General features: G+C 48.3%; 21 protein-coding genes. 20 read left to right on the top strand and 1 reads right to left on the bottom strand.

Annotated features, from left to right (window positions below):
• Positions 1-106 precede the first annotated feature (106 nt).
• From GON05_RS36010 to GON05_RS35985, 6 genes are all read left to right on the top strand, one after another.
• Complete coding sequence (locus GON05_RS36010) at positions 107-1624, top strand: DUF4153 domain-containing protein (protein ID WP_157326297.1); 1518 nt, start codon at positions 107-109, stop codon at positions 1622-1624.
• A 58-nt stretch (positions 1625-1682) separates the two neighbouring features.
• Positions 1683-3233: an RNA polymerase sigma factor gene (locus tag GON05_RS36005; protein WP_157326296.1), complete on the top strand. Its 1551-nt coding sequence runs from the start codon at positions 1683-1685 to the stop codon at positions 3231-3233.
• Positions 3234-3299: 66 nt separating this feature from the next.
• Positions 3300-4079, top strand: a complete 780-nt coding sequence (locus GON05_RS36000; protein WP_157326295.1) for a VOC family protein — start codon at positions 3300-3302, stop codon at positions 4077-4079.
• Positions 4080-4166: 87 nt separating this feature from the next.
• A complete protein-coding gene (locus GON05_RS35995; protein ID WP_157326294.1) occupies positions 4167-5003 on the top strand; it encodes a sugar phosphate isomerase/epimerase family protein in 837 nt (278 codons plus the stop codon).
• A gap of 198 nt (positions 5004-5201) precedes the next feature.
• On the top strand, positions 5202-5807 hold the full coding sequence (locus GON05_RS35990) for a nitroreductase family protein (protein WP_157326293.1): 606 nt from the start codon (positions 5202-5204) through the stop codon (positions 5805-5807).
• Between the two features lie 4 nt (positions 5808-5811).
• Positions 5812-7062 (top strand): MFS transporter, encoded by a 1251-nt coding sequence (locus GON05_RS35985; RefSeq protein ID WP_157326292.1) that lies wholly within the window; start codon positions 5812-5814, stop codon positions 7060-7062.
• Positions 7063-7125: 63 nt separating this feature from the next.
• On the opposite strand, the gene GON05_RS35980 is transcribed toward GON05_RS35985, so the two are convergent.
• Complete coding sequence (locus GON05_RS35980; RefSeq protein WP_157326291.1) at positions 7126-7530, bottom strand: CBS domain-containing protein; 405 nt, start codon at positions 7528-7530, stop codon at positions 7126-7128.
• A 254-nt stretch (positions 7531-7784) separates the two neighbouring features.
• Here GON05_RS35980 and GON05_RS35975 point away from each other — a divergent pair, with 254 nt between their 5' ends.
• From GON05_RS35975 to GON05_RS35910, 14 genes are all read left to right on the top strand, one after another.
• On the top strand, positions 7785-8756 hold the full coding sequence (locus GON05_RS35975; protein ID WP_157326290.1) for a Gfo/Idh/MocA family protein: 972 nt from the start codon (positions 7785-7787) through the stop codon (positions 8754-8756).
• A 207-nt stretch (positions 8757-8963) separates the two neighbouring features.
• The gene (locus GON05_RS35970; RefSeq protein ID WP_157326289.1) at positions 8964-10106 is read left to right on the top strand and encodes an acyl-CoA dehydrogenase; all 1143 of its coding nucleotides are present in this window, start codon (positions 8964-8966) and stop codon (positions 10104-10106) included.
• A 33-nt stretch (positions 10107-10139) separates the two neighbouring features.
• The gene (mmgD, locus tag GON05_RS35965; protein ID WP_157326288.1) at positions 10140-11249 is read left to right on the top strand and encodes a citrate synthase; all 1110 of its coding nucleotides are present in this window, start codon (positions 10140-10142) and stop codon (positions 11247-11249) included.
• A 39-nt stretch (positions 11250-11288) separates the two neighbouring features.
• Entirely contained in the window at positions 11289-12737 is a 1449-nt protein-coding gene (locus tag GON05_RS35960) for a bifunctional 2-methylcitrate dehydratase/aconitate hydratase (RefSeq protein WP_157326287.1), read from the top strand.
• Between the two features lie 57 nt (positions 12738-12794).
• A complete protein-coding gene (prpB, locus tag GON05_RS35955) occupies positions 12795-13703 on the top strand; it encodes a methylisocitrate lyase (protein WP_157326286.1) in 909 nt (302 codons plus the stop codon).
• A 70-nt stretch (positions 13704-13773) separates the two neighbouring features.
• Complete coding sequence (gene icmF, locus GON05_RS35950) at positions 13774-17025, top strand: fused isobutyryl-CoA mutase/GTPase IcmF (RefSeq protein WP_309491995.1); 3252 nt, start codon at positions 13774-13776, stop codon at positions 17023-17025.
• Between the two features lie 20 nt (positions 17026-17045).
• On the top strand, positions 17046-18056 hold the full coding sequence (locus GON05_RS35945; RefSeq protein WP_157326285.1) for a thiamine pyrophosphate-dependent dehydrogenase E1 component subunit alpha: 1011 nt from the start codon (positions 17046-17048) through the stop codon (positions 18054-18056).
• Between the two features lies 1 nt (position 18057).
• The gene (locus GON05_RS35940) at positions 18058-19038 is read left to right on the top strand and encodes an alpha-ketoacid dehydrogenase subunit beta (protein WP_157326670.1); all 981 of its coding nucleotides are present in this window, start codon (positions 18058-18060) and stop codon (positions 19036-19038) included.
• Between the two features lie 12 nt (positions 19039-19050).
• Entirely contained in the window at positions 19051-19788 is a 738-nt protein-coding gene (locus GON05_RS35935; protein ID WP_157326284.1) for a dihydrolipoamide acetyltransferase family protein, read from the top strand.
• A gap of 27 nt (positions 19789-19815) precedes the next feature.
• Positions 19816-20994 carry an acetyl-CoA C-acetyltransferase gene (locus tag GON05_RS35930; protein ID WP_157326283.1) on the top strand — a complete coding sequence of 393 codons (1179 nt, stop codon included), beginning with the start codon at positions 19816-19818 and terminating at the stop codon, positions 20992-20994.
• A gap of 20 nt (positions 20995-21014) precedes the next feature.
• A complete protein-coding gene (locus GON05_RS35925) occupies positions 21015-21869 on the top strand; it encodes a 3-hydroxybutyryl-CoA dehydrogenase (RefSeq protein ID WP_157326282.1) in 855 nt (284 codons plus the stop codon).
• Positions 21870-22040: 171 nt separating this feature from the next.
• Positions 22041-22391, top strand: coding sequence for a VOC family protein (locus GON05_RS35920; RefSeq protein WP_157326281.1), 351 nt, complete (start codon positions 22041-22043; stop codon positions 22389-22391).
• Between the two features lie 168 nt (positions 22392-22559).
• Positions 22560-23624, top strand: coding sequence for a rod shape-determining protein (mreB, locus tag GON05_RS35915; protein WP_157326280.1), 1065 nt, complete (start codon positions 22560-22562; stop codon positions 23622-23624).
• 14 nt (positions 23625-23638) lie between these two features.
• A complete protein-coding gene (locus GON05_RS35910) occupies positions 23639-24028 on the top strand; it encodes a hypothetical protein (RefSeq protein ID WP_157326279.1) in 390 nt (129 codons plus the stop codon).
• Positions 24029-24112: the final 84 nt, after the last annotated feature.

Below are 24112 nucleotides of genomic sequence, written 5' to 3'. Positions count from 1 at the left end.
AAATAAACTTACACTTTTTGTTCTTGTTTTAAAGGTTACAATAAAAGGCAGGAATTATCAATTCCTTGCAATTCTATTTCGTTGTGATTAAAGGAGAGAAAGTTCAATGAGAGATCCAGCTCCATGGCAAAGAAAATATAGCTACATGTTAGCGTACGCTTGTTTATTCGGACTGCTGGTACAATATTTATTTATTGGCCGCCCAGCGGGCATTTCTGTTTTTCTAAGCGTTGCCGGCTTCTATGGACTTTATTTTTATTCGATAAAAGGCCGATTAGGCGGATTTGAGCCATGGAAAGGGCAGAGTACAGCAGGATGGCTGCTTATGGTGCCGGTTGGTTTGTTGGCGTTGACCTATGGCTTGTTCGCAAACAACTTTTTTCATCTGCTAAATATGATCGCCCTGCCGCTTTGTATCGTGATGCAAACGGTCGTGTTGTCAAGGAACAGCAAACATGCGTGGTACCATGCCACATTTCTGCAAGACATGGTTAGGCATGTCATCAGCAGCCCGATTACATATCTTCCTGTGCCATTCGGGATGTTGAAAGCATGGCTGCCAGGCGGAGGGAACCGTAAAGATTCGACTTGGGGAAAAGTCGTAAAAGTTTTGGCTGGTCTGCTGCTGGCAGCACCAATCCTGTTTATCGTTATCGGGTTGTTAGCTTCAGCGGACCAGATTTTCTTTTCCTGGATCGCGGAAATTCCAACATGGTTCAGTGGCGTGTCCATAGGGGAAAGTGTAGGACGAATCGTTCTTGCGGTCGTAATTACTCTTTACACTTTTTGTTACATGTGGGGACTGCTTTTCCCAAAAGTTATCGAAGCATCGCACCCATTCGACAGTCAGAAAGATGAAACCGCTGCCGCTACAGAAGTCATAATTCGGAGCAAAGCGCAGCTTGACCCAATCACAGCAGGAACGCTGCTTATATGTGTGAATGTTGTTTATGTGCTGTTTGCGATTATCCAGTTTTCCTATTTATTCGGGGCTGCTGATGGCCTGCTGCCATCCGGTGTGGCGTATGCGGAATATGCGCGCAGAGGTTTCTCCGAGCTGGTTGTTGTCGCACTGATTAATGTATCGCTGCTATTCCCTGGTTTACATTGGATACGTTCAAGCAGCCCATTGGGAGAAAAAATCCGAAAATTGCTGCTTACTCTGCTGGTAACCTGCACGATTGTCATGCTAATCTCCGCTTATGGGAGGCTTTCGCTCTATGAAGAAGCGTATGGCTTTACACAAACGAGACTGCTTGTTCATGGGTTTATGATCTTCCTTGGCATATTGTTTGTCCTTGCTTTTTTCCGGATTTGGATAGAAAAGATGTCGATGTCCAGAGCCTACATAACGACGGCCATACTTGCCTATTTGGTGATGAACTACATGAATCTCGACCACCGGATTGCCATTAACAACATGGAGCGCTATGAGAAAACAGGCGTCATCGACCTTGAATATCTGGGAAGACTTTCAACCGACGTGGTTCCCGCTTTGAAGGAACTGAAGGTTAAGCATCCCGAGCTAAGTTCTGTTCAACAAACCATAGATCGAGTGATGAGTGATCAAAAGAACAAAACTTGGCCATCCTGGAATCTATCCAGCTATCGTGCGAATAGGTAGGAAAATCGGTTTTTATTAGCGAATATAGACGGGAAATAAACACGGCAGGAGGTTGCCAGTGGGGGAACATAATGAATTGCCCGATCTTATACGCCGCGTCAAAGAGGAAGACCCGATTGCTTTTGAGCTGCTGCTCAGCGCATATCGTTCAGCTGCCTTATCCTGGGCGCAAGCTGTCGTTCGCGATGCTTTTCTCGCCGAAGACGTGGTCCAGGAAGCTTTTCTGAAAGTAAAAGACAACATACACGCTCTGAAAGACGAAGAGAAATTCGGTGCGTGGTTTCGGATTATGGTACGCCGAATCGCGATGAATTCGATTCGTGGAGCCGCTAACCGGAGCGAATATGTTACGGAGGATATACCCGAAACTGGTTGGGAAGCGTTTAGCGGGGGAGAAGCGTTCAGTCCAGAAGCCTGGCAGGAGCGAGAAGAGGGCGAAGACCTGATTCGCAGTTCCATGCGCCCGCTTTCTGAGCAGGCACGCGAAGTTTTAAGCGCGAATGCATTTGAGGATGCGACGACGGAAGAACTGGCTGCCCGCTTCGGGATGAAACCCAGCAATATTTACAATTTGCTGTCTCGAGCGCGGGTGAAAGCGAATGAAGAGCGATTCCGCAAGGAAATCGATCGTTATCTGGAGGTGCGGAAGAAGAGTGGTTACACAGCTGCCAGAATGCTGTCGCTTCCGGTGTTTTCACGGCCTTATGCCTTTCTATCTGTTATGATTGGTGAAGCGCTTCGAACGGTAGGAGAGGAACACATTTCCCATACGGAGCTGATGGGGATCTCAGGGGATGCGTTCCGTTTGAATGTGGCGAAAAGCTGTCATTCGCATGGGATCTCAACGTTTGACTGGAGTTACACCGCCTATCGCATTCTGGAGCGGCTCGGCATACGCGGAACCTGTTTTGGACGTCCTCAACGAAAGACGTTAACACCGGAACAGCAAGTTCATATCTTATCCATTCTTCATGGCTCTATCGACCAAGATGTTCCTGCGATTATTTGGAACATGCAAAGCAATGAGTTTGGATTTATCTATGGCTACGATGACAGCGAGCAGAAAATCCTGTATCTGGGTCATAACGGAGTGGAACGTATTGTCCGTTATGACCAGTTGGGACGAAAGGCTGATCAACCGCCGTTGTTCGTGCTTGGTATTCGCGGGAAAGTGGCGCCTTCTCAGACAGTGGACGCCACATTGCGAGCGATTATTGATCATGCAAGAGGGAAAGAGCCTCCTTTGGCTGGCTACGCTTTCGGCCTTGACGGTTACCGCCTCTGGCTGGAAGGAGTTGAGGATGGTTCGCTTGATTTGCAAGGACATGCCTATCAAGTGGCGATTCTAGCCGAAGCTCGGCAGCATGCGGCTAAATATTTGCTGGAGCTGTCGAATAACAGCAACAATGTCTGGCGCAAGGAGCGGCTTGCTGAAGCGGCAGCGTGCTATACGCAAGTCAGCGAATCGTTTACTCGCTTGTATCCGAGCTTTCCATTCGGATATGGAGGCAGTCATGCAGGCCGAATGAGCAAGATTAGGGAAGAACTACGGTTCGCTTGGGAGGCCGAAAAAGAAGGCATTCATATAATTTCAGCAATTGTGGAATGAGCGTGATAGAAATTACGCAGCCGCTGTGTCTTTAAGTTGAACGACTAACTAAGGAGGAAAACGAAGATGTCACATCCGATTAATGCTTTTATGCCAGCCGTATTTGTTCCCGTACAAGATCTTAAACGCGCTATTGAATGGTATGCGAATTTGTTTCAGCGCCCGATCGTGCCACAGCCTGATCAGGACACCCATGGTATTTATATTTTTGCTTTGGAGGAAACGGAAATCATTCTGGACAAAAATACCTGGGGGTCTCCACCGACAGTGATGTTCGATGCTCATGATATCCATGCTGCCCATCAATTTTGTGAGCAAAGACCGCATACGGTATTAACAGAAGCTTTTACTGACGAGTATATATCCGTTTTTAATGTGAACTCTCATATGGTTTGTAAAGCGAATCGTGATTTAGGTCCAAAACCGGCAAGGCCCGCAAATGCCTGTTTACGAAAAATTAGCCGTATCTTGGCGCATACCGATGATATCGAGGATACGACGGCTTGGTATGAAGCTTTTGTGGGGAAAAGCGCTGGTTCAGACCCTCTTTTCGGCGACTTGCCAGCGATTCTAATGGATCGAGGCCCTCATTTGCTTATTGACGATAACCGGCTGAGTCATTCCCAAAGCAAATACTTTGAGCAGCTCCAGGTGGAAACTCGCACGAATCCGATTATGATCATTGAAACGCCGAATTTGGGCGCTGCCCTTGATCATGTTCGTTCTGTAGGTGGTCTTGTTAGAGAGGGGATTGAAAAGCGGGTGGGGGTTACCTGTTTCGAATTTCAAGATCCTGATGGCAACGGATATCTGGTTGTGGAAGAAGTGGACAAAACAGCACAATAAGAGATGAGACGGCGAGATGGCATATGGTGTTCAGCGAGGCGAATTTGGTAAAATATAACCAAATAATGCTAGGGAAGGGTTGACCATATGCCATTTTTATCATTGACGAGTTGGAGCTTGCACAGACTGCTGGGACCATTACGCTGGACGCGCTGGGATGAATCAACACGCTCACAGATTACGGCTGCGCAAGAGCAACCGGAACATCTTACACTGCTTGAGCTCCCCGCAGTGCTTGCCGACAAAGGGTTTGCCTCTTTGGAGGTTTGCCATTTTCATTTTCCGGAAACGAGTGCAGCGTATCTTACTGCACTGAAACAATCATTCCAAGCAGCGAATGTTCGCTTTTATACGCTGCTTCTCGAGTATGGCGATATCTCTAGCGCTGACGAGGATCGCAGAGCCTCGGATATCGCTTGGATCAAGGGATGGATCGATATTGCTGCCATTGCAGGAGCTGAAAGAGTTCGTGTGATTGCCGGCGATGCGGAGCCTTCAGACGTACAAGCCTTAGAGCGTTCCGCTAGAGTCATACAAGAATTAGGCGAATACGCCAGCTCACGCGGGGTTAGGGTGGTTACTGAAAATTTCCACTCACTGACTTCTGTGGCCGGTAATTGCCTTGCATTGCTTGAGAAATGCGAAGATGTCCTTGGGTTCACGTCCGATTATGGCAATTTCAAAGGAAGCGACAAGTTCGAAGCGCTCGCCAAAACGATCCCATTCAGTGAATCCATTCATGCCAAAGCGCAAACGGATAGCGAAGGATATCCGGATGAAGAAGAGTTCATTCGCTGTATGGAGATTGCGAAGCAAGCCGGGTACGAAGGGCCATTTACACTCGTCTACGATGGACCTGGCGACATGTGGGATGGGATTGAGCGCGTTCGAAAGCTTGTTGTTCCGTATGTTACATCAATGTAAAACGTGTGATTTCCGATAAAGTTCATCGGAATATAAGAAATAATATTGACGATACTTCCTATACAGTGATACTGTGTATATACAAGGACTACCGTTCAAACGGAGACACTTTCTCTATCCAGAGAAGATGTCTCTTTTTTTATTTCCCAGCCATTCAGGCATTAGTAGAAAGTAAAAAGTAGAAAGGAATGATTGCATATGACAACCCATGCACAGCAAACTGTCTTACTCCCAGAGGTAGAGGAGAACCGACAAGGAGATTATCCGGTACACTCGCTTTTTCTGAATCGTTGGTCTTCTCGTGCTTTTGAACCGAAAGAGGTTGCCGACGAAACGTTGTATACAATCCTGGAAGCCGCACGCTGGGCGCCATCCTCAAGCAATTTGCAGCCATGGCGATTTATTGTTGCCAAAACGGAAGCTCAGAAGCAGAAATTTCAATCGTTCATTAAGCCAAATAACCGCTTGTGGACGGATCATGCCCCTGTACTTGTCCTCGTTCTATCGCACAAGCTCCGTCAAGACGGAGCTCTGAATGGCGCCCACGCGTTCGATGCAGGTGCGGCTTGGGCCTCCCTTGCTTTTCAAGCCCATTTACTGGGTCTTGCAACGCGAGCTGTCGGTGGCTATGACAGAGACATCGCCCGGGAAGTCCTCGGCGTACCCGAGGACTATGACCTGCATGCGGTGATTACTCTAGGCTATCGCGGTTCCAGTGAGCGTTTGCCAAGTGAACTGCAAGAGCGCGAACTGCCGAATGGCCGTCGTCCGCTTAGCGAAAGCATTATCGAAGGCTCCTTCTAGTTGGATGGAGTCATGGAGAAAACAGTTTGCTGCTTTGCTAACCGTTCAACTGCTTGTTTCAACAGCGCATGGCATGTTTATCCCGTTGCTGCCTGGATTTCTTCATGTCATTGGTCATGTTAGCGGAGAATCACTGTACATCTGGTCAGGCGTGATATTCTCAGCCAATTTTGTTGCGATGATGGTTGCGATTCCTTTTCTGGGTCGTATCGGGGATCGGTATGGCCGCAAGCCAGTCATGCTGTGGTCCGGTTTAGGCATGGCGATTATTACAGCTTTAATGCCGCTTGCCGCGGAGCCATGGCAGCTAGCTTTGTTGCGATTATTACAAGGCTGCTTTACCGGCATACTGCCATTTACGATGGTGCTTGTCCTGATCGGCGCACCAGATAAGCAAGTCGGCGTTTCCGCAGGTAAATTGCAGGTGATGGGCGAGACAGGATCACTGATCGGACCGCTTATCGCCTCATCCTTGCTTTCTTTTCTATCAGTAAGAGGTGCTTATCCAGCCATGAGTGTTTTTATTTTACTCGCGACTATATGCGTTTTGTTGTTCGTCAAAGACAAAACGCAGGAGACAAACGAAGTTTCGAGGCCGAAAGGGACGCTTCTAGCCGATTGGCAGCAGATATGGCATACGAAGCCACTGCCGTCTTTACTGATAAGCGCTTTATGTGTGAATTTTGCCTTTGTAGGAACGAATCCCATCCTTCCGTACTATGTGCAGAAGTCCACACACGTGTTTTCATTTTTCAATAACCAATGGCTTCTAGGAATTACTTTATCAGCGACCTCATTTGCTGTTATCATCTTTTCGCCGATACTTGGCAGGCTTTCCGACCGAATTGGTCCCTTATTGCTGCTGAAAATTGCTACGTCGACTGCGTTTTTCCTATGTTTGGTGCAAGCTATCACACATTTGTACCCGCTCATACTTGTCTGCCGTTTTCTACTAGGGCTGTGCGTAGCAGGTATGATGCCGAATATCCAGGCACAGGTAAGAAAATTGGCTCGCCAAGGGATGGAAGGTCAGACATTTGCCATGGTGAATGCTTGGATGTTTCTCGGGTGCTTATTAGGCCCGTTATTAGGAGGTGTCATTATGGCACGTTTCGGCGTGGAGGGCTGGTTCACTACGGCTATGATTGTCTATGCCATATCGTTCTGGCAATCATTCCGGATCAGTCGAGTCCAGTCGATGACGGTTCAGCCAGAAAGAGGGCACGTAACTATCGCGGAGATAGGGGCCAAATAGTTGTTGATCATGTCGCTATCAAAAAAAAGGAACTGGGCGCATAGTCTCCAGTTCCTTTTCATTTTAGTCCGTAATGTTATTCATATAGTAGGCAATGATATCTTTGCGGCGAATAATACCCAAGAAAATTTGTTTGTCATCGACGACAGGAACAAAGTTTTGATCGGCTGCTTTGGCCAGCATATCCTCCATAAAAGCGTCAATCGAGACACATTCGTTGCGAATATGTTTTTTTATGCTGCTTACCGGGATCTCATCCATGTTCTCGAACGTAACGCCAGGCTTATTTTTGAGCGTCCACAACAGGTCGCCTTCGGAAAGTGTGCCAACGTACTTTCCACCTTCATCGACGATGGGAAGTGCTGTATAATAGTGCTGCTCTAATTGTTCCATAGCTTCCTTCATGGAAGAGGATGACTTAATAAAGGCTACTTTGTCCTTCGGAAATAAAAATGAGGCAGTTTTCATGGTCAGTAATTACCTTTCAGGGAATTTTCAAAACATGATACATCCATTAAACCATACTTTCGGCAAGATGACCTTGAAAGATCTTGCCAAATTCGACAGAGACTTCATTATCATATACCCAAATCATGATAATTACTAACATTACGATTAAAATTTTATCAGAAAAAATAAGTAGAGAAAAGATTGGCATCTGCGTATATACTTGTCTTATGGGAATCTATGCTAATTTGAGCCACTAGGAGGCGTATATCAACATGTTGAAAATTGCAATTGCCGGAACAGGATGGTTTGCTGAAAAGCACGCTAGCTTGTTAGCTGCCAGGGAGGATGCGCAAGTCGTTGCTTTCCTTGGTTCTTCGCTGCCAAAGGCTGAGAAAATGGCGCAGAAATTCGCTGGTGCACAAGCTTTTGACGAGATAGAGATGATGCTTGATACAGTTAAACCAGACGCTGTATACATAAGTGTGCCGCCTATGGCGCATGGTAGTATTGAAGATGCCATCGTTCAGCGAAATATCCCGTTCCTGGTTGAAAAACCGATCGGGTTGGATATGGAAACGGTGAATCGCATCCAAGATCAGGTGAAAAGCAGGGATATCATCACCTCGGTTGGTTATCATATCCGATATACGGACACCGTGCAGAAGGCGAAAGAGCTGCTGGAAACCCGCAAAGTTGGAATGGCGGTTGGCAGTTGGTTAGGAGACATGCCAGGCGTTCATTGGTGGCGTAAGCAAAACGGGTCTGGTGGTCAATTCGTCGAACAAACAACACATATTGTGGATTTAGTTCGCTATTTGGTTGGCGAAGTGGAGGAAGTGTATGCAGTTTATGCGCAGCAGCATACACATACGAAACACGACGGCGTTGAAGTGGCGGATGTCGGGGCTGTGACATTGAAACTTGCAGGCGGTGCCGTTGCGTCCATCACGAATACGTGTATGCTGCCTTTCGGCCATCGATCGGGATTGGAACTGTTTACAGATAAAGGTGTATTGGAAATTCACCAAAATCGGTACTTAAAGAACCATGAAAGTACGCAAACAACGGAGTATAAGAACCTCCTCAATCCTTATGAAATTGAAACGGATGCTTTCTTGCATGCAATCAAAACCGGAGACCGGTCGCGGATTTTGACCGATTACGCCGACGCCGCGGTCACGCTTCGCATTACTTTAGCGGCATTGGAGTCTTCTGTAAGCGGATTGCCTATTAAATTAAGATAGTCATGAGAACAAACATCGCGAAATTGCGGTGTTTTTTTCATGGGCGGGTAAATTCATAGCCTATCAGGTATAAGCCTTCAGAAAGGCGTGTATATATAAAACATGTTATTGGAAGCGGTTACAACTTGTCCCATGAAGAAGCAAATCACCGATCTTATCCTCGGCTAAACATACAGGAATAGCGATCATGTCGAAGGAGGCGGTCATATGGAACTGTCCTTGACGGAAGAACAGAATATGATTCGTGCTATGGTGCGGGATTTTGCCAAAAACGAAATTGAACCTACTGCTGCTCAAAGAGATGAAGAAGAGCGATTCGATCGGACCCTATTCGATAAAATGGGCGAGCTTGGCCTAACGGGAATCCCGTGGCCTGAAGAGTACGGGGGCATCGGATCTGATTTCTTGACGTACGCCATCGTTGTCGAGGAGCTCTCGAAAGCCTGCGCTTCTACAGGTGTGATGTTATCCGTCCATACGTCATTAGTTTCATGGGCGCTCTCGAAATACGGGACGGAAACGCAGAAAATGGCGTTTTTGAAGCCGCTGGCTCAAGGCAAGAAGCTCGGCGCATACAGCTTGACAGAAAGCGGTTCGGGCTCTGATGCAGGAGCAATGAAAACAACGGCTGTCAAGGATGGGGACCATTATGTGCTAAATGGTTCAAAGCTATTTGTCACCAATGGCGGGGAAGCGGACGTCTATATCGTTTTTGCGATGACGGATCCAGTAAACAAGAAGCGCGGGTGCAGCGCATTTCTTGTGGAGAAAGGGACCGAAGGCTTTATTTTCGGCCACAAGGAGAAAAAATTGGGCATTCGCTCTTCGCCAACGCTTGAGCTGCGATTTGAGAACTGCCGAGTGCCCGCAGGACATTTGCTCGGCGTGGAGGGAGAGGGCTTCCGAATCGCGATGCGAAGCCTGGACGGCGGGCGTATCGGCATTGCCGCGCAAGCGCTCGGGATTGCCCAGGCGGCGATGGAGGCATCGATTAGCTACGCGAAGCAGCGCAAGCAGTTCGGAAAGCCGATCGGTGAGCAGCAGGCTATAGCTTTTAAACTTGCGGATATGGCTACCAAGATTGAAGCTGCCAGACTGCTGACCTATCAAGCGGCGTGGAAGGAAAGTAAAGGCTTGCCGTATGGGAAGGAGGCCGCCATAGCGAAGCTTTTTGCCAGTGATACGGCTGTGGCTGTCAGTCTTGAAGCTGTTCAAATTTTCGGAGGTTATGGGTACACGAAAGATTATCCGGTTGAACGGTATATGCGCGACGCGAAGGTTACACAAATCTATGAAGGGACGAACGAAATTCAGCGTATTGTGATTTCCCGCATGCTGCTTGCCGACTAGACGCGGCAGGAAGAGAGAAAGGGGAGCGATGAGATGAGTAACAGCTATCACCCTGGACTGGAGAACGTTATTGCTAGTGAAACGGGAATTTCGTATCTGGATGTCGAGAAGGAAGAAATTGTTGTTCGCGGATATGACCTCATCGAGCTTGCGCAGCATGTTACCTATCTGGATGTAGCAGCGCTATTGCTTGAGGGGGGGCTGCCTGATGACCATGAACGGTCATCGTTTGAAGAAAGAATTAAAGACGAATATGGATTGCCACCGAACATTTGTTCTATCCTGCGTTTACTGCCAGAGCAAGCTAACCTTATGGATGTGCTCCGAACGGGAATTTCGGCTTTGGCCAGCTACGATACCGAACTTGAAGATCGTTCTAAGGAGGCAAATACGCGAAAAGCGATCAGGTTGCTGGCAAAGGTACCGCAAATAGTTGCCAATGGGTATCAAGCCAAGACCAAACAAACGTTCGCAGAGCCCCAAAGAGAATTATCCTATTCAGCTAATTTCTTGTACATGATAACGGGGCAAGTGCCCACGAAGATGGAAGAGGATATTTTCGACCAATCTCTCATCGTCTACAGTGAGCATGAAATGCCGAATTCGACATTCACGGCAAGAGTGATTGCTTCGACGCAGTCCGATTTGTACGGCGCGCTTACCGGGGCGGTTGCCTCGTTGAAAGGAACGCTGCACGGCGGCGCTAATGAAGCTGTCATGGAGATGCTGCTTGAGGCAGGTTCGGAAGGCAACTTGGAAACACTCATGTTAAGCAAACTGGCTCGGAAGGAACGCATTATGGGTTTCGGTCATCGGGTTTATATGAAAAAAGCCGATCCGCGCGCGTTATTGATGAAAGATGCGTTAGCTGCCCTTGCGTTAGAGAAAAACCAACCGGAGCTGTACACGATGTGTGTGGTTGGTGAAGAAGTCATGAAACGCGAGAAAAATTTGCACCCGAACTTGGACTATTACGCAGCACCTGTCTATTATTTGCTCGGCATCCCGATTGAATTGTTCACTCCGGTATTTCTCGCTGCTCGTACGATTGGCGTCAGCAGCCATGTGATGGAGCAGCACGCGAATAATCGGCTATTCCGGCCTCGTGTCCTGTACACAGGACCTCGCAACTTACATCCTTGAGCGCTGGAAATTCATTTGCCAGAAAGGACGACATTGTGAATGAGCGGATTTGAGAACTCGGTCGATAAGGAGATGACTTTTGACCCGTTAATTGAAGAAATAGCCGACTATGCACTGAACGCACATATTGAAAGTGAAGAAGCGTATCGCATTGCGCAGCATGTGTTGTTGGATTCCCTGGGGACCGGCTTGCTGGCGCTGCGTTTTCCGGAATGTGTGAAACACCTGGGACCGATTGTGCCGGGAGCGAGCTTGCCAGGAGGCGCCCGAGTGCCAGGTACACGATACGAATTGGACCCTGTGCATGCGGCTTTCAATATCGGGTGCATGATCCGTTGGCTTGATTATAATGACACGTGGTTGGCTGCTGAATGGGGGCATCCGTCCGACAATCTAGGTTGTATCGTGGCGCTTGCCGACTATATTAGCCGCAGCAGGGTGGCAGAGGGCAAAATGCCGCTCTACGTGAAGGATATTCTTACGATGTCGATTAAGGCGCATGAGATTCAAGGTGTGCTGGCCTTAGAAAATAGTTTGAATCGTGTGGGATTAGACCATGTTCATCTTGTAAAAATAGCTTCAACGGCTGTAGCGACTGCCATGCTTGGCGGAACGAAAGCGGAGGTGTGCAGCGCGCTCTCGAATGCCTGGATTGATGGAGCCAGTTTAAGAACTTACAGGCATGCGCCTAATACAGGTTCGCGCAAGTCCTGGGCTGCGGGGGATGCGACAAGTCGCGCGGTGCGTCTGGCCTTAATGGCTGTAGGCGGCGAAATGGGGTATGCTACCGCGCTTTCGGCCAAAACATGGGGGTTCCAAGACGTGTTATTCCGAGGTAAGGAGCTGACTTTAGCGCGAGAATTGGGTTCCTATGTCATGGAAAATATTTTATTCAAAATTTCATTTCCTGCCGAATTTCATGCGCAGACAGCTGTGGAATGCGCGCTAGAGCTGCATCCATTGGTACATGAGCGTATAGAGGAGATTAAGTCTATCACGCTTACGACCCATCAATCCGCGATCCGGATCATTGACAAAAAAGGACCTTTGTTTAATCCGGCGGATCGGGATCATTGCTTGCAGTACATGGTTGCCATCGGGCTGTTGTACGGGACATTAACGGCTGAACATTATGAAGAAAACATTGCGAAAGACCCGCGTATTGATGCACTTAGGGCGAAGATGATCGTCACGGAAGAGGAGCAGTACAGCAAGGATTATCTGGATCCGGACAAACGCTCAATTGCGAATGCGGTGCAAATTCATTTTCAGGATGGCACTTCGACGGAGAAAATTGTGTGTGAATACCCGATCGGCCATCGGAGGCGGCGTGCTGAAGGTCTGCCCAAGGTGATCGAGAAATTCGAGACTAACCTTCTGACCCGCTTCCCTAGGAAAAAATCAGCTGACATTATGAACCTTACGCTTGACTATGAGCGTTTCATTCAAACGCCATGTCAGGAGTTCTTATCGCTTTTTGTTATTTGACCGATGGTATGCACCAAGAAACAAGAAACATGAAACATGATCATGCAGGAGGTTCCTATGGCATGGCTCATTGAAGAAGAACCGGAGCAAAGGGAGTTAGCCGCCCGTTTTCGTCAACTCGTCGAAGCGGGTCCCATTGTCAAAATTCCCGGCGCCCACGATGGAATGGCAGCTCTTATCGCCAAACAAGCTCGGTTTGAAGCCATCTATCTTTCCGGTGCCGCGTATACAGCCAGCAGAGGGCTGCCGGATTTGGGCCTTATTTACTCTAACGAGGTGGCGGAGCGCGCTCGTGAACTGGTTCGTGCGGCTGGTCTTCCGCTGTTGGTTGACATCGACACCGGATTTGGAAGTGTTCTGAATGCAGCACGAACAGCGAAGGAGATGGTGGAAGCCAAAGTCGCAGCCGTTCAACTGGAAGATCAAGAGATGCCGAAGAAATGTGGCCATTTAAACGGGAAAAAGCTGGTTTCCACCGAGGAGATGATGCAAAAAATTCAAACGATCAAAACCGTTTCCCCATCCTTATACCTTATTGCCCGAACGGACGCCAAAAATGTAGAGGGAATGGACGCAGCGATTGTTCGAGCGAAGCAGTATGTGGCTGCTGGCGCAGATGCTATTTTCCCGGAGGCGCTGGAGAAAGAAGAGGAATTTCTCAGATTCAGCCAAGAATTGACCTGTCCCTTGCTGGCGAATATGACGGAGTTCGGAAGAACGCCGTATTTTACGGCGCAGCAGTTTGAAAGCTGGGGTTTTCGTATGGTGATTTATCCGGTGACTTCACTGCGTGTAGCGGCCAAGGCGATGGAGAGGGTTTTTGAGGAAATTCAGATGACAGGAACGCAGAAGGAATCGCTAGACCACATGCAAACACGCAGCGAGCTGTACGATACGATTCGTTACTTTGAGTATGAAGCGCTGGATGGGAAAATTGCCAAAACCGTTTTGCCCGAGAAGGGCTAGGCCTCACTGATATCTTAATGTCGGTGGGGTTTTTGTGCACATCCGCCATCCGAGGAGAGGAGGTTCAGCGGTGTCATCAGGGAATCATAAAGTGCGATTCATCACTGCTTCCGCTTTGTTCGACGGCCATGATGTGTCCATAACGATTATGCGGCGGATTCTGCAAGCTAATGGAGCGGAAGTGATTCATCTTGGTCATAACCGGTCGGTACAGGAGATTGTGCAGGCAGCGATTCAGGAGGATGTTCAAGGCATTGCCGTTTCTTCTTATCAAGGCGGGCATGTCGAATTTTTCACTTATATGATCGATCTGCTGCGTGAAAAAGGCGCCTCCAACATTAAAGTTTTCGGTGGAGGGGGCGGCGTCATCCTGCCATCGGAGATCAAACGGCTGCATGCGTATGGCGTTACACGCCTCTTTTCGCCGGACGATGGCAGGGAACTAGGGCTTCAAGGGATGATTTCTTACATGATGAAGGAGTGCGATTTCAGTACGGTTGCTACCGATGAGAAGGGAGTTAGCAGAACTGAAGCTGCGAAAGATCACAGATCTCTGGCTCAGCGTATTACTGAGGCAGAACTCTCATGTGATAACACAGCGGATAATCCGCAAAACCCGCCAGAACCTAATTTGCCATCACAGGTGTCCCCTTGTCCGATTGTCGGCATCACTGGCACAGGAGGAGCGGGGAAAAGCTCCTTAACGGACGAAATTGTCCAGCGTTTCCTGCGGCAATATCCGGATAAGACGATAGCGATTCTATCGGTTGACCCAACCAAACAACGAAGCGGGGGAGCTTTACTTGGCGATCGGATACGCATGAATGCTGTCCATTCCGAGCGCGTATATATGCGCAGTATGGCTACACGCGGATCAGGCAATGAATTATCCACTGCGCTTAGCCCAGCCATCGCTGTTCTGCAGGAAGCGGGGTTTGATCTGATCCTTGTCGAAACAAGTGGAATTGGTCAAGGCGATCACCAGATCACCAAACTCGCGAATGTCTCCCTCTATGTCATGACTAGCGAATTCGGCGCACCTTCACAATTAGAGAAGATCGATATGCTCGATTACGCAGATTTGGTGGCGATTAACAAATTTGACCGGCGAGGGTCCGAAGATGCACTTCGGGATGTGAAGAAGCAGGTACAGCGAAATCACGGTAGATTTTCTGAGCCTTATGAATCAATGCCTGTTTATGGCACCATGGCTAGTCAATTTAACGACGTTGGCGTGGATACCTTATTTCAAGCCATCATTCAGACGTTGAACCGCAAATGTTCACTGCAATGGCCGATTGATGGATTCGGTTCGGCTTCACACGCGAAAACGCATGTCATTATACCGGTCGATCGTACGCGATATCTCGGTGAAATCGCACAGTGCATCCGATCCTATCATGCTTTTTCGGAAAAGGAGGCGGAGCTGGCGAGCGCCTGCTATCGGCTCGATGGAGCGATTGCTGCCACAAGGCAAATGCAAGCTCCAGAGCATGCTACGGAGGAAAGTTTAGCTTCGCTGCAAGCGATGAAGCTGAATGTTGAGAATCAGATGCATAAAGATACACACCGCATGCTTGCACAGTGGCCCGAACGTCAGAAACAGTATAGCGGCAAAACGTTCATTACGCGTGTTCGGGAGAAGGAAATCGTGACGGAACTTACCACGACAAGCTTATCGGGAATGGATATTCCCAAAATCAGCTTGCCGAAATATAGAGATTCTGGCGATATTATTCGGTGGCTGTACCGTGAAAATGTGCCTGGCGAATTCCCTTATACCGCAGGCGTATTTCCATTTAAACGTACCGCGGAGGACCCCAAACGTCAGTTCGCAGGAGAAGGCACGCCAGAACGAACGAATCTGCGATTCCATTATTTGTCCAAAAATGATCAAGCCAAACGTCTCAGCACAGCTTTTGACTCTGTCACCTTGTACGGGGAAGATCCCGATAAACGTCAAGATATTTATGGCAAAATCGGCGAAAGCGGCGTCAGTATCTGTACATTGGATGATATGAAAAAGCTGTATGCCGGCTTTGACCTGTGTGATCCAATGACGTCTGTTTCCATGACGATTAATGGACCTGCGCCGATCATTTTGGCGATGTATATGAATACGGCGATGGACGATCAGATGGAGCGTTTTGCCCAGAAAAGTGGAAGAGAGCCAAACATGGATGAGGCGTCCGAAATTCGCAGGACAACGCTGAAATCGGTTAGAGGAACGGTTCAAGCGGATATTTTGAAGGAGGATCAGGGACAGAACACCTGTATATTTTCTACGGAATTCGCGCTGCGAATGATGGGCGATATCCAGCAGTATTTTATCGATCAGGAAGTACGCAATTATTATTCGGTTTCCATTTCGGGTTATCATATCGCGGAAGCTGGAGCGAACCCGATTTCACAGCTCGCTTTCACGTTGGCCAATGGTTTTACTTATGTCGAATACTATCTGTCCCGTGGCATGTCGATTGATGACTTTGCGCCGAATCTTTCTTTCTTTTTCAGCAATGGGTTAGATCCGGAATATACCGTTATCGGGCGGGTCGCGCGCCGCATCTGGGCTACGGCAATGAAAATGAAGTATGGCGGGAACGATCGCAGCCAGAAGCTGAAATATCACATTCAAACTTCCGGACGTTCGTTGCATGCACAGGAAATGGATTTTAATGATATTCGAACGACCCTTCAAGCCTTGATGGCGCTGCTGGACAACTGTAATTCGCTGCATACGAATTCTTATGATGAGGCTGTAACGACGCCTACGGAAGAGTCAGTTCGCCGAGCGATGGCCATTCAGTTAATCATTACGAAAGAGCTAGGTTTTATTAAAAACGAAAACATGCTTCAGGGCTCTTTTATCATCGAGGAATTGACGGATTTGGTTGAGGAGGCTGTTCTGCAAGAGTTGGATCGCATTAGTGATCGTGGCGGTGTGCTTGGTGCCATGGAGACGCAATATCAACGGGGTAAAATTCAGAATGAATCGATGCTCTATGAGATGAAAAAACATCAAGGTGACTTGCCGATCATTGGCGTCAATACATTTTTGAATCCTAATCCACCTGAAGGGGACATGGATATTCCGCTTGCTCGGGCGTCGGTGGCAGAGAAAGATCAACAAATTACCCATCTTCGGGAATTTCTTGATCGACATCAACAAGCGGCTCCAGCGGCTTTGCAGAAACTTCAGGGGGTGGCGCTCTCAGGCGGAAATATTTTCGCGGAATTAATGGAAACTGTCAAAGTGGCAAGTCTCGGTCAAATTACACGCGCGCTTTATCAAGTCGGCGGGCAATATCGCAGAAACATGTAAAAAACAGAGGAGGAATGGCGATGTCTTCTCAGCACATGCTCAAGCATCAACAGCTGGGTTTAACGGACGATGACGTGCTGAAGATGTATGCTTTCATGCTGAAAGCGAGAAAATTCGATGAACGCGCTACGCTGCTGCAAAGATCAGGTAAAACGGCATTTCACATTTCCAGTATCGGTCAAGAAGCGGCACAGGTGGCGGCAGCATTCGCTTTGGATAAACAACAGGATTATTTCCTTCCTTATTACAGAGATTACGCCTTTGTGCTGACGATTGGCATGACGGTCCAGGAGCTGCTGCTGGCGGCCCTGTTCAAAGCGGAGGATATTAACGGAGGCCGGCAAATGCCAGGGCATTTCGGTTATAAAAAGCTCCATATCGTATCCGGCTCAAGCCCCGTAGCGACGCAAGTTCTGCATGCGGTTGGCATTGCGCTCACGGCTCTAATGAGGAAGGAAGAACATGTGGCATTCGTGACTTTTGGAGAAGGCTCGAGTAATCAGGGCGATGTGCATGAGGCTTTTAATTTCGCCGGCGTATTCAAGCTGCCTGTGATTTTCCTATGCGAAAACAATCAATATGCGATTTCAATTCCGGCCCATCGGCAGGTTGCCGGCCGTGTCGTTGATCGCGCAGCAGGGTATGGCTTTCCAGGTCAACGCGTTGACGGCAATGATGCTCTGGAGGTTTATCGTGCGGTGAAAGAAGCGAGAGAACGTGCCGTTCGCGGCTATGGCCCTACATTAATTGAAGCGATGATGTATCGTATTCCACCTCATTCAACCGCCGACGACGATATGCTCTATCGAACGAAGGAAGAAGTGGATTACCACAAAGATCAGGAAGGCATTCAGCGATTCCGGCGCTATTTGTTGGAGAGCGACATACTTACTGAGGATTTGGATCGCGCCTTGCAAGACAATATTGCCAAAGAAGTGAATGAAGCCACAAAATACGCTGAAAAGTCGCCATTTCCGGCACCGGAGGATGTGCTTCGGCATGTCTACGCGGAAGATGGAGGTGATGTTTGAGATGCCGATCATCACTTATTTGGAGGCTATTCGTTCAGCGATGTCGGAGGAAATGCAGCGGGATGATCATGTTTTTGTGCTAGGCGAAGATATCGGAAAAGGGGGTGTCCTGAACGCCACAAAGGGTATGCGCGATAAGTTTGGCGAGCTGCGGGTGCTCGATACGCCGCTTTCTGAATCAGCCATCGTAGGCGTTGCCATTGGGGCGGCGATGGTTGGAATGAGGCCGATTGCAGAAATTCAATTTGCCGATTTCATATTTCCGGCAGCCAATCAAATCATAAGCGAAGCCGCCAAAATTCGTTATCGCTCGAATAATGACTGGCATTGCCCGATTGTCATTCGTGCACCTTACGGCGCCACAGGCGGAGGAGGCTTGTATCATTCACAATGTCCCGAATCAGTGTTTTTTGGGACGCCTGGCCTCAAAATTGTAGCTCCGTCCACCGCTTATGACGCCAAAGGATTATTGAAAGCTGCGATTCGAGACGACGATCCGGTTCTCTTTTTCGAACATAAAAAATGCTATCTCTCCGTGTCAGATGAAGTTCCTGCGGATGATTATACGGTACCTATCGGGAAAGCAATAACCCGACGCGAAGGTAAGGACATCACGGTCATCGCTTACGGTTTATCTGTCCAATATGCTATGAAAGCAGCGGCTGAACTGGAATTAGAGGGCATCGGTACAGAGCTTCTTGATCTGCGAACCCTGCATCCGCTTGATAAAACGGCTATTTTTGAGGCTGCAGCGAAAACTGGAAAAATTCTCATTGTTCACGAGGATAACAAGACCGGTGGTATTGGTGCTGAGATATCAGCGATGTTAGCTGAACACCTGTTGTATGAGCTGGATGCTCCCATCATGCGCTGCTGCCCGCCGGACGTTCCTCCTGTCGGGATGGCGCCGACGCTGGAGAAATTTTACCTGCCGAGTATAGATACCGTGAAGGATGCGATGCGCCAGCTAGCGGAATTGTAGAGGAGGGTGGCTATGTCGCAATACGAGGAATCAGGTGCAACGCTCCCAGGCGATCAAATCCTTGCTATCAGCCCGATGCGACAAGCAATTGCTTCCCGCATGCAGCAAAGTGTCACCGAAATTCCCCGTGCCTGGCTGATGATCGAAGTTGACGTTACGAATCTAGTCGCCTTGCGGCAAAAGCTGAAGGAAAGCTTCTTGTTGACAGAAGGCTTTCCGCTTACAATCTCACCTTTTGTCATAAAAGGAATTGTGAATGCTTTAAAGGAGTTCCCGCTAATGAATGCATCATGGACTCCGAAAGGTATTGCTGTCCAAAGAAATATTCATATTTCCGTTGCAGCTGGCTCTGAGGATGAGGATGCTGTGATTGCGCCTGTCCTCCATCATGCAGACCGCAAATCCATCGCTGGCTTGGCGTTTGAGTTGTTTGATTTGCTCAAACGGGCAAAGGCGGGTACTATACGACCGGCGGAAATGCAAGGCGGCACGTTTGCTTTTCATAATACCGGGGCCTTTGGGTCGATGCTTTCTTATCCCATTATTCAGCACTCACAAGCGGCTAATCTTACATTTGAGAGCATTGTTCGGAAACCCGTTGTCATTCAAGAAATGATCGCCATCCGATCCATGGTCTCGATCTGCCTTTCATTTGATCACCGTATTCTGGATGGGATGATTTGCGGTCGATTTTTGCAGCGAGTCAAGCATTATTTAGAAAAATATGATCTGGAAACTGTGATCTACTGAGGCTTTTCACCTTAGGAGGATTAACGCATGAAGGAAAGTGTCATTGTTGCAGGAGCCCGCACACCGTTTGGGAAATTTGGCGGCGGTTTAAAGGATGTTCCGGCAGTCGAGCTGGGCGGTACGGCAATTCGGGAGGCGATACGGCGTTCTTCACTTGAACCGTCTGTCATTGAGGGCGTCATCATGGGGATGGTCCTACAAGGGGGAGCAGGGCAAAATCCTGCGCGTCAGGCTGCGCGTTTGGCGGGTTTGGAGTGGAGCGTAACGGCAGAAACGATCAATAAAGTATGCGCATCGGGTCTGCGAAGTGTCACACTTGCTGATCAAATGATCCGTTCTGGTGATACCGATTGCATGATTGCGGGTGGAATGGAGAGCATGAGCAGTGCTCCTTTCTTGCTGCCAAGCACCCGTTGGGGGGCGCGGATGGGGAATCAGACGACCATTGACTTGATGGTTCACGATGGTTTGCTTTGCCCGTTTGAACATGTTCAGATGTTCGTTCATGGCAGCAACGTAGCCGCAGAGTTTGGCTTAAGTCGTGATCGGCAGGATGAATGGGCGCTTCGCAGTCATGTTTTGGCGATTGAGGCGAGAAGGAAGGGCTGCTTAGCGGAGGAAATAGTGCCTTTCGTCGTGCAATTGAAGCATGGAATAAAGCGGGTCGAGGAAGACGAAGGTCCGCGAACGGATACAAGTATGGAGAAGCTTGCTGCATTATCGGCCCTGTTGAAAGGTGGAACGATTACAGCGGGAAATGCCCCTGGCGTTAACGACGGGGCTGCGGCGATGGTCGTGATGTCGAAGGATAAGGCATTAGCCCATGGCGTGAGTTCGCTTGCAACGATTGTCGGGTCTGCGACTGTTGGTGAGAGAGCGCCGTATATTGCGACAACGCCTGCATTAGCGATTCAGAAGCTTTTGCGGCAAACAGGTATCAAACTGGATCAAATCAGCCGGTTTGAAGTTAATGAAGCTTTCGCTGCGGTCTTGCTGACCACTGAACAGATGCTTGGATGGAATCCAGAACTCGTTAACGTGGGCGGGGGAGCCATCGCGCTTGGTCATCCCATCGGAGCAAGCGGTGCGCGGATTGTGCTCACCTTAATCCATGAGCTGCGAAGAAGCGGTGGCGGCTACGGCATTGCCGCAATTTGCAGCGGGGCAGCGCAAGGTGATGCCATTCTCATTCGGGTGGATGGATGAATGTTGGAGGGAGCGGAGCTATGAACATACAGACCATCATGGTCATTGGCGCTGGACAAATGGGAAGCGGGATCGCACAGGTGGCTTCTGTTTCAGGTTTCCAGGTGCTGCTGCACGACACATCCCCGGAATTTCTGAACAGGGGCATGCAGGCGATCAGTAAGCAGTTAAGCCGAAATGTGGAGAAAGGCAAACTGACACCTGAAAGCATGGCGGAGATCGTAAGCCGCATACGACCAACTGAGTTTGTAGAGCATGCGGAGCAAGCAGATTTTGTGATCGAAGCCATTTCAGAAAATATGGCGTTGAAGGCCTTGCTGTTCCATAGGCTGGATAGTCTTTGCCCGCCTCATACGATTCTGGCGACGAATACGTCATCACTTCCTATTTCGGAAATTGCAGCTGTTACGGGACGTCCGGAGAAAATTATCGGGATGCATTTTATGAATCCAGTGCCGGTTATGCCTCTCGTAGAAGTGATTCGAGGGTTGGAGACGTCGCAGGAAGTGTTCGAGGTGGTTTACGGGCTGAGTCAGCGTATGGGAAAAACACCGGTTGAAGTGAATGATTTCCCTGGCTTTGTCTCTAATCGGATCTTGATGCCGATGATTAATGAAGCCATTTTCACCGTATATGAAGGTGTAGCCTCTATTGAATCCGTGGATAAAGTGATGAAACTCGGCATGAATCATCCGATGGGACCGCTGGAGCTAGCGGATTTCATTGGACTGGATACGTGTCTTTCGATCATGGAAATTCTCTATGACGGTTTTAAAGATTCCAAGTACCGGCCTTGTCCGCTGCTGCGTAAATATGTGAAAGCGGGTCGATTAGGACGTAAATCGGGGCAGGGATTTTACTCTTATCAAGAATGAGTGTGGTGGACAGAGGTGTGCGGCAAACCAAGTTGGGAGGGAACTACAGGTTTTTTGCGCTGAAATGGAGCGTTTCGACTATGTAGTTCCTGTAATGTTATTTAGTGTTTACATGAGAACAAATGTTTGGTATTATGTGGTTAATAATTCCAAATTAAGGGGATGAGTGAAATGGGACGAGTTGTCTTATTTGAAATGAATAGTCAAGATCCTGAACGTGCGGCGAGTTTTTATTCTACTGTTTTTGGTTGGGAAATCGGCGCATCCAGTTGGGGTTACCTTCCAGTGACAACAGGAAATGAGGACAAGCCTGGCATTCATGGCGGAATTTCTAAGGGACCAAGCGATTATCCTCATGGTATTAGAATTCAAATTCAAGTTGATGACATAGATGAAGCTATACAGAACTCTGTGGATATGGGAGCGCAAGTTGTTAGAGAGAAGATGGAGTTTGATAACTTCTATCTAGCTTATTTAGTTGATCCCGTAGGTAATGGAATCGGATTGATTCAGAATAAGTAGGATGGATTTGCCGGTTTGTTGGTCTTGGGAATGATTGGGGTTTACTGGTATACCCCCGTAGAATGGCATGGCAATGCGAACAAGTATACAGATGCAGTTAGTCATAATCATTTTAAATACACACGCTACTAGGGGCATCGTCTAATAAACAGCGAGAAGGAGCGAGTCATGTTAAAGAGATTGGAAGAACTGTTTGGTGTAGATTTGGGCACCTGTAATACGCTAATTTACCAGCAAAAAAAAGGTATTGTTCTACAAGAGCCGTCCGTAGTCGCCATTCAAACAGATACAGGGGAAATCAAAGCCATTGGCCAAGAAGCCTATGATATGATTGGGAGAACTCCAGCTAATGTGGAGGTCATTTATCCGTTAAAAGATGGCGTCATTGCTAATTTTGATATGACCTTAGCGATGCTTAAATATTTTATTGGCAAAATTAGAAAAGGCTACAATTGGTTCCGCAGTTTTCACGTTTTGATTTCCGTTCCATGCGGCATTACGAATGTGCAAAAGCGGGCTGTTGAAGAGATGATCGTTCATAAAGGCGCGAGGCGGTCAACAACGGTAGAAGAGCCGCTGGCCGCAGCGATGGGAGCTGGGCTTCCTGTCGAAGAACCGATAGGCAGCATGGTTCTTGACATTGGTGGAGGAACAAGCCAAGTTGCGATTATCTCTCTTGGCGGCATTGTCGTAAGTGAAGCAATTCGCCGTGGAGGCATGTCGATTGACCAAGATATTATTGAGTATGTGAAACGTGCCTACAATATGGTTATTGGTGAGCGAACGGCAGAGGAAATCAAGAAGAACGTCGCCACTGTCGTGAAACCTGTGAAGGAAATCACGATGGACATCCGGGGGCGTGACTTGATGGAAGGATTGCCACGCAGCATTACGATCTCTTCAACGGAGATTTATGAAATTTTCGATGATTTTATGATTTCAATTGTGGAGTGCATACGGCTTGCCATGGAGAAATGCCCTCCTGAGCTCGCTGGCGACGTTATGGAGCAGGGCATCCTGCTTTGCGGTGGCGGCGCTTTACTGGAAGGGCTGGACAAGCGCCTTCAGCAAGAATTAGGTGTACCCGTGTATCTTGCGGAACATCCGATGGCTTGTATTGCTCAAGGGACAGGGAAAATGCTAAACTTCAATGGGGCGATAATTGAACGATCTGCCAAACTGATGACAGCGTCTGACAAGTTGATGACAGAGAAGCAAGAGAGCGTCCAATAAAGGAGGCTTATCCATTGAAGTTTAGAGCGGTATCCGAGCAAACAAAAATGAATTATATGATGTGGAGTATTCGAAGAGAGATTGTCAAAGAAAATGCGTATTTGAACTCGCTACCCTATGATCCATCACCTATTATGGAGATCGTCAAACACCACTTGGATGTATGGGATCCTATCGGGCTGCTGGACATGCATGGTCTTGAAGACGAATATGAAGGTGAAGCGCGTACGCTAACGATTTATATAACGAAACACGTTTCAGATTTAGACGTGCTGAGCTTTAGCCAAACCATCAATCAGTTGTTTCGCGCTTCATTCGGCGAAGAGTATCAAGATCAGGATAATTCGGTTGAAATTGCAGCGGCAATCCTTCATTCTCTCCGATCCAATTCAATTTTAGCGTAAACGTTGAAGCAAGTTGGGCACCGTGATTGGTGCCTTCTTTGTGTTAAGAGGGACTTGCCCTGGTTGCATTAACGCGCATTTTAT

This window comes from Paenibacillus anseongensis, assembly GCF_009757995.1.
Taxonomy (GTDB): Bacteria; Bacillota; Bacilli; order Paenibacillales; family NBRC-103111; genus Paenibacillus_E; species Paenibacillus_E chondroitinus.
Note: the sequence above shows the minus strand (reverse complement) of the source record. Positions and strands in the feature narration are given on the sequence as shown.

Bases quoted from the DNA above. Each gene is read 5' to 3' on its own strand.
- GON05_RS36010 (WP_157326297.1), top strand. From the start codon at position 107: ATGAGAGATCCAGCTCCATGGCAAAGAAAATATAGCTACATGTTAGCG.
- GON05_RS35960 (WP_157326287.1), top strand. From the start codon at position 11,289: ATGAGCGGATTTGAGAACTCGGTCGATAAGGAGATGACTTTTGACCCG.
- GON05_RS35925 (WP_157326282.1), top strand. From the start codon at position 21,015: ATGAACATACAGACCATCATGGTCATTGGCGCTGGACAAATGGGAAGC.
- GON05_RS35920 (WP_157326281.1), top strand. From the start codon at position 22,041: ATGGGACGAGTTGTCTTATTTGAAATGAATAGTCAAGATCCTGAACGT.
- mmgD (WP_157326288.1), top strand. From the start codon at position 10,140: ATGAGTAACAGCTATCACCCTGGACTGGAGAACGTTATTGCTAGTGAA.
- GON05_RS35940 (WP_157326670.1), top strand. From the start codon at position 18,058: ATGCCGATCATCACTTATTTGGAGGCTATTCGTTCAGCGATGTCGGAG.
- mreB (WP_157326280.1), top strand. From the start codon at position 22,560: ATGTTAAAGAGATTGGAAGAACTGTTTGGTGTAGATTTGGGCACCTGT.
- GON05_RS36000 (WP_157326295.1), top strand. From the start codon at position 3,300: ATGTCACATCCGATTAATGCTTTTATGCCAGCCGTATTTGTTCCCGTA.
- GON05_RS35935 (WP_157326284.1), top strand. From the start codon at position 19,051: ATGTCGCAATACGAGGAATCAGGTGCAACGCTCCCAGGCGATCAAATC.
- GON05_RS35985 (WP_157326292.1), top strand. From the start codon at position 5,812: ATGGAGTCATGGAGAAAACAGTTTGCTGCTTTGCTAACCGTTCAACTG.
- GON05_RS35990 (WP_157326293.1), top strand. From the start codon at position 5,202: ATGACAACCCATGCACAGCAAACTGTCTTACTCCCAGAGGTAGAGGAG.
- GON05_RS35945 (WP_157326285.1), top strand. From the start codon at position 17,046: ATGTCTTCTCAGCACATGCTCAAGCATCAACAGCTGGGTTTAACGGAC.
- prpB (WP_157326286.1), top strand. From the start codon at position 12,795: ATGGCATGGCTCATTGAAGAAGAACCGGAGCAAAGGGAGTTAGCCGCC.
- GON05_RS35930 (WP_157326283.1), top strand. From the start codon at position 19,816: ATGAAGGAAAGTGTCATTGTTGCAGGAGCCCGCACACCGTTTGGGAAA.
- GON05_RS35995 (WP_157326294.1), top strand. From the start codon at position 4,167: ATGCCATTTTTATCATTGACGAGTTGGAGCTTGCACAGACTGCTGGGA.
- GON05_RS35975 (WP_157326290.1), top strand. From the start codon at position 7,785: ATGTTGAAAATTGCAATTGCCGGAACAGGATGGTTTGCTGAAAAGCAC.
- GON05_RS35980 (WP_157326291.1), bottom strand. From the start codon at position 7,530: ATGAAAACTGCCTCATTTTTATTTCCGAAGGACAAAGTAGCCTTTATT.
- GON05_RS35970 (WP_157326289.1), top strand. From the start codon at position 8,964: ATGGAACTGTCCTTGACGGAAGAACAGAATATGATTCGTGCTATGGTG.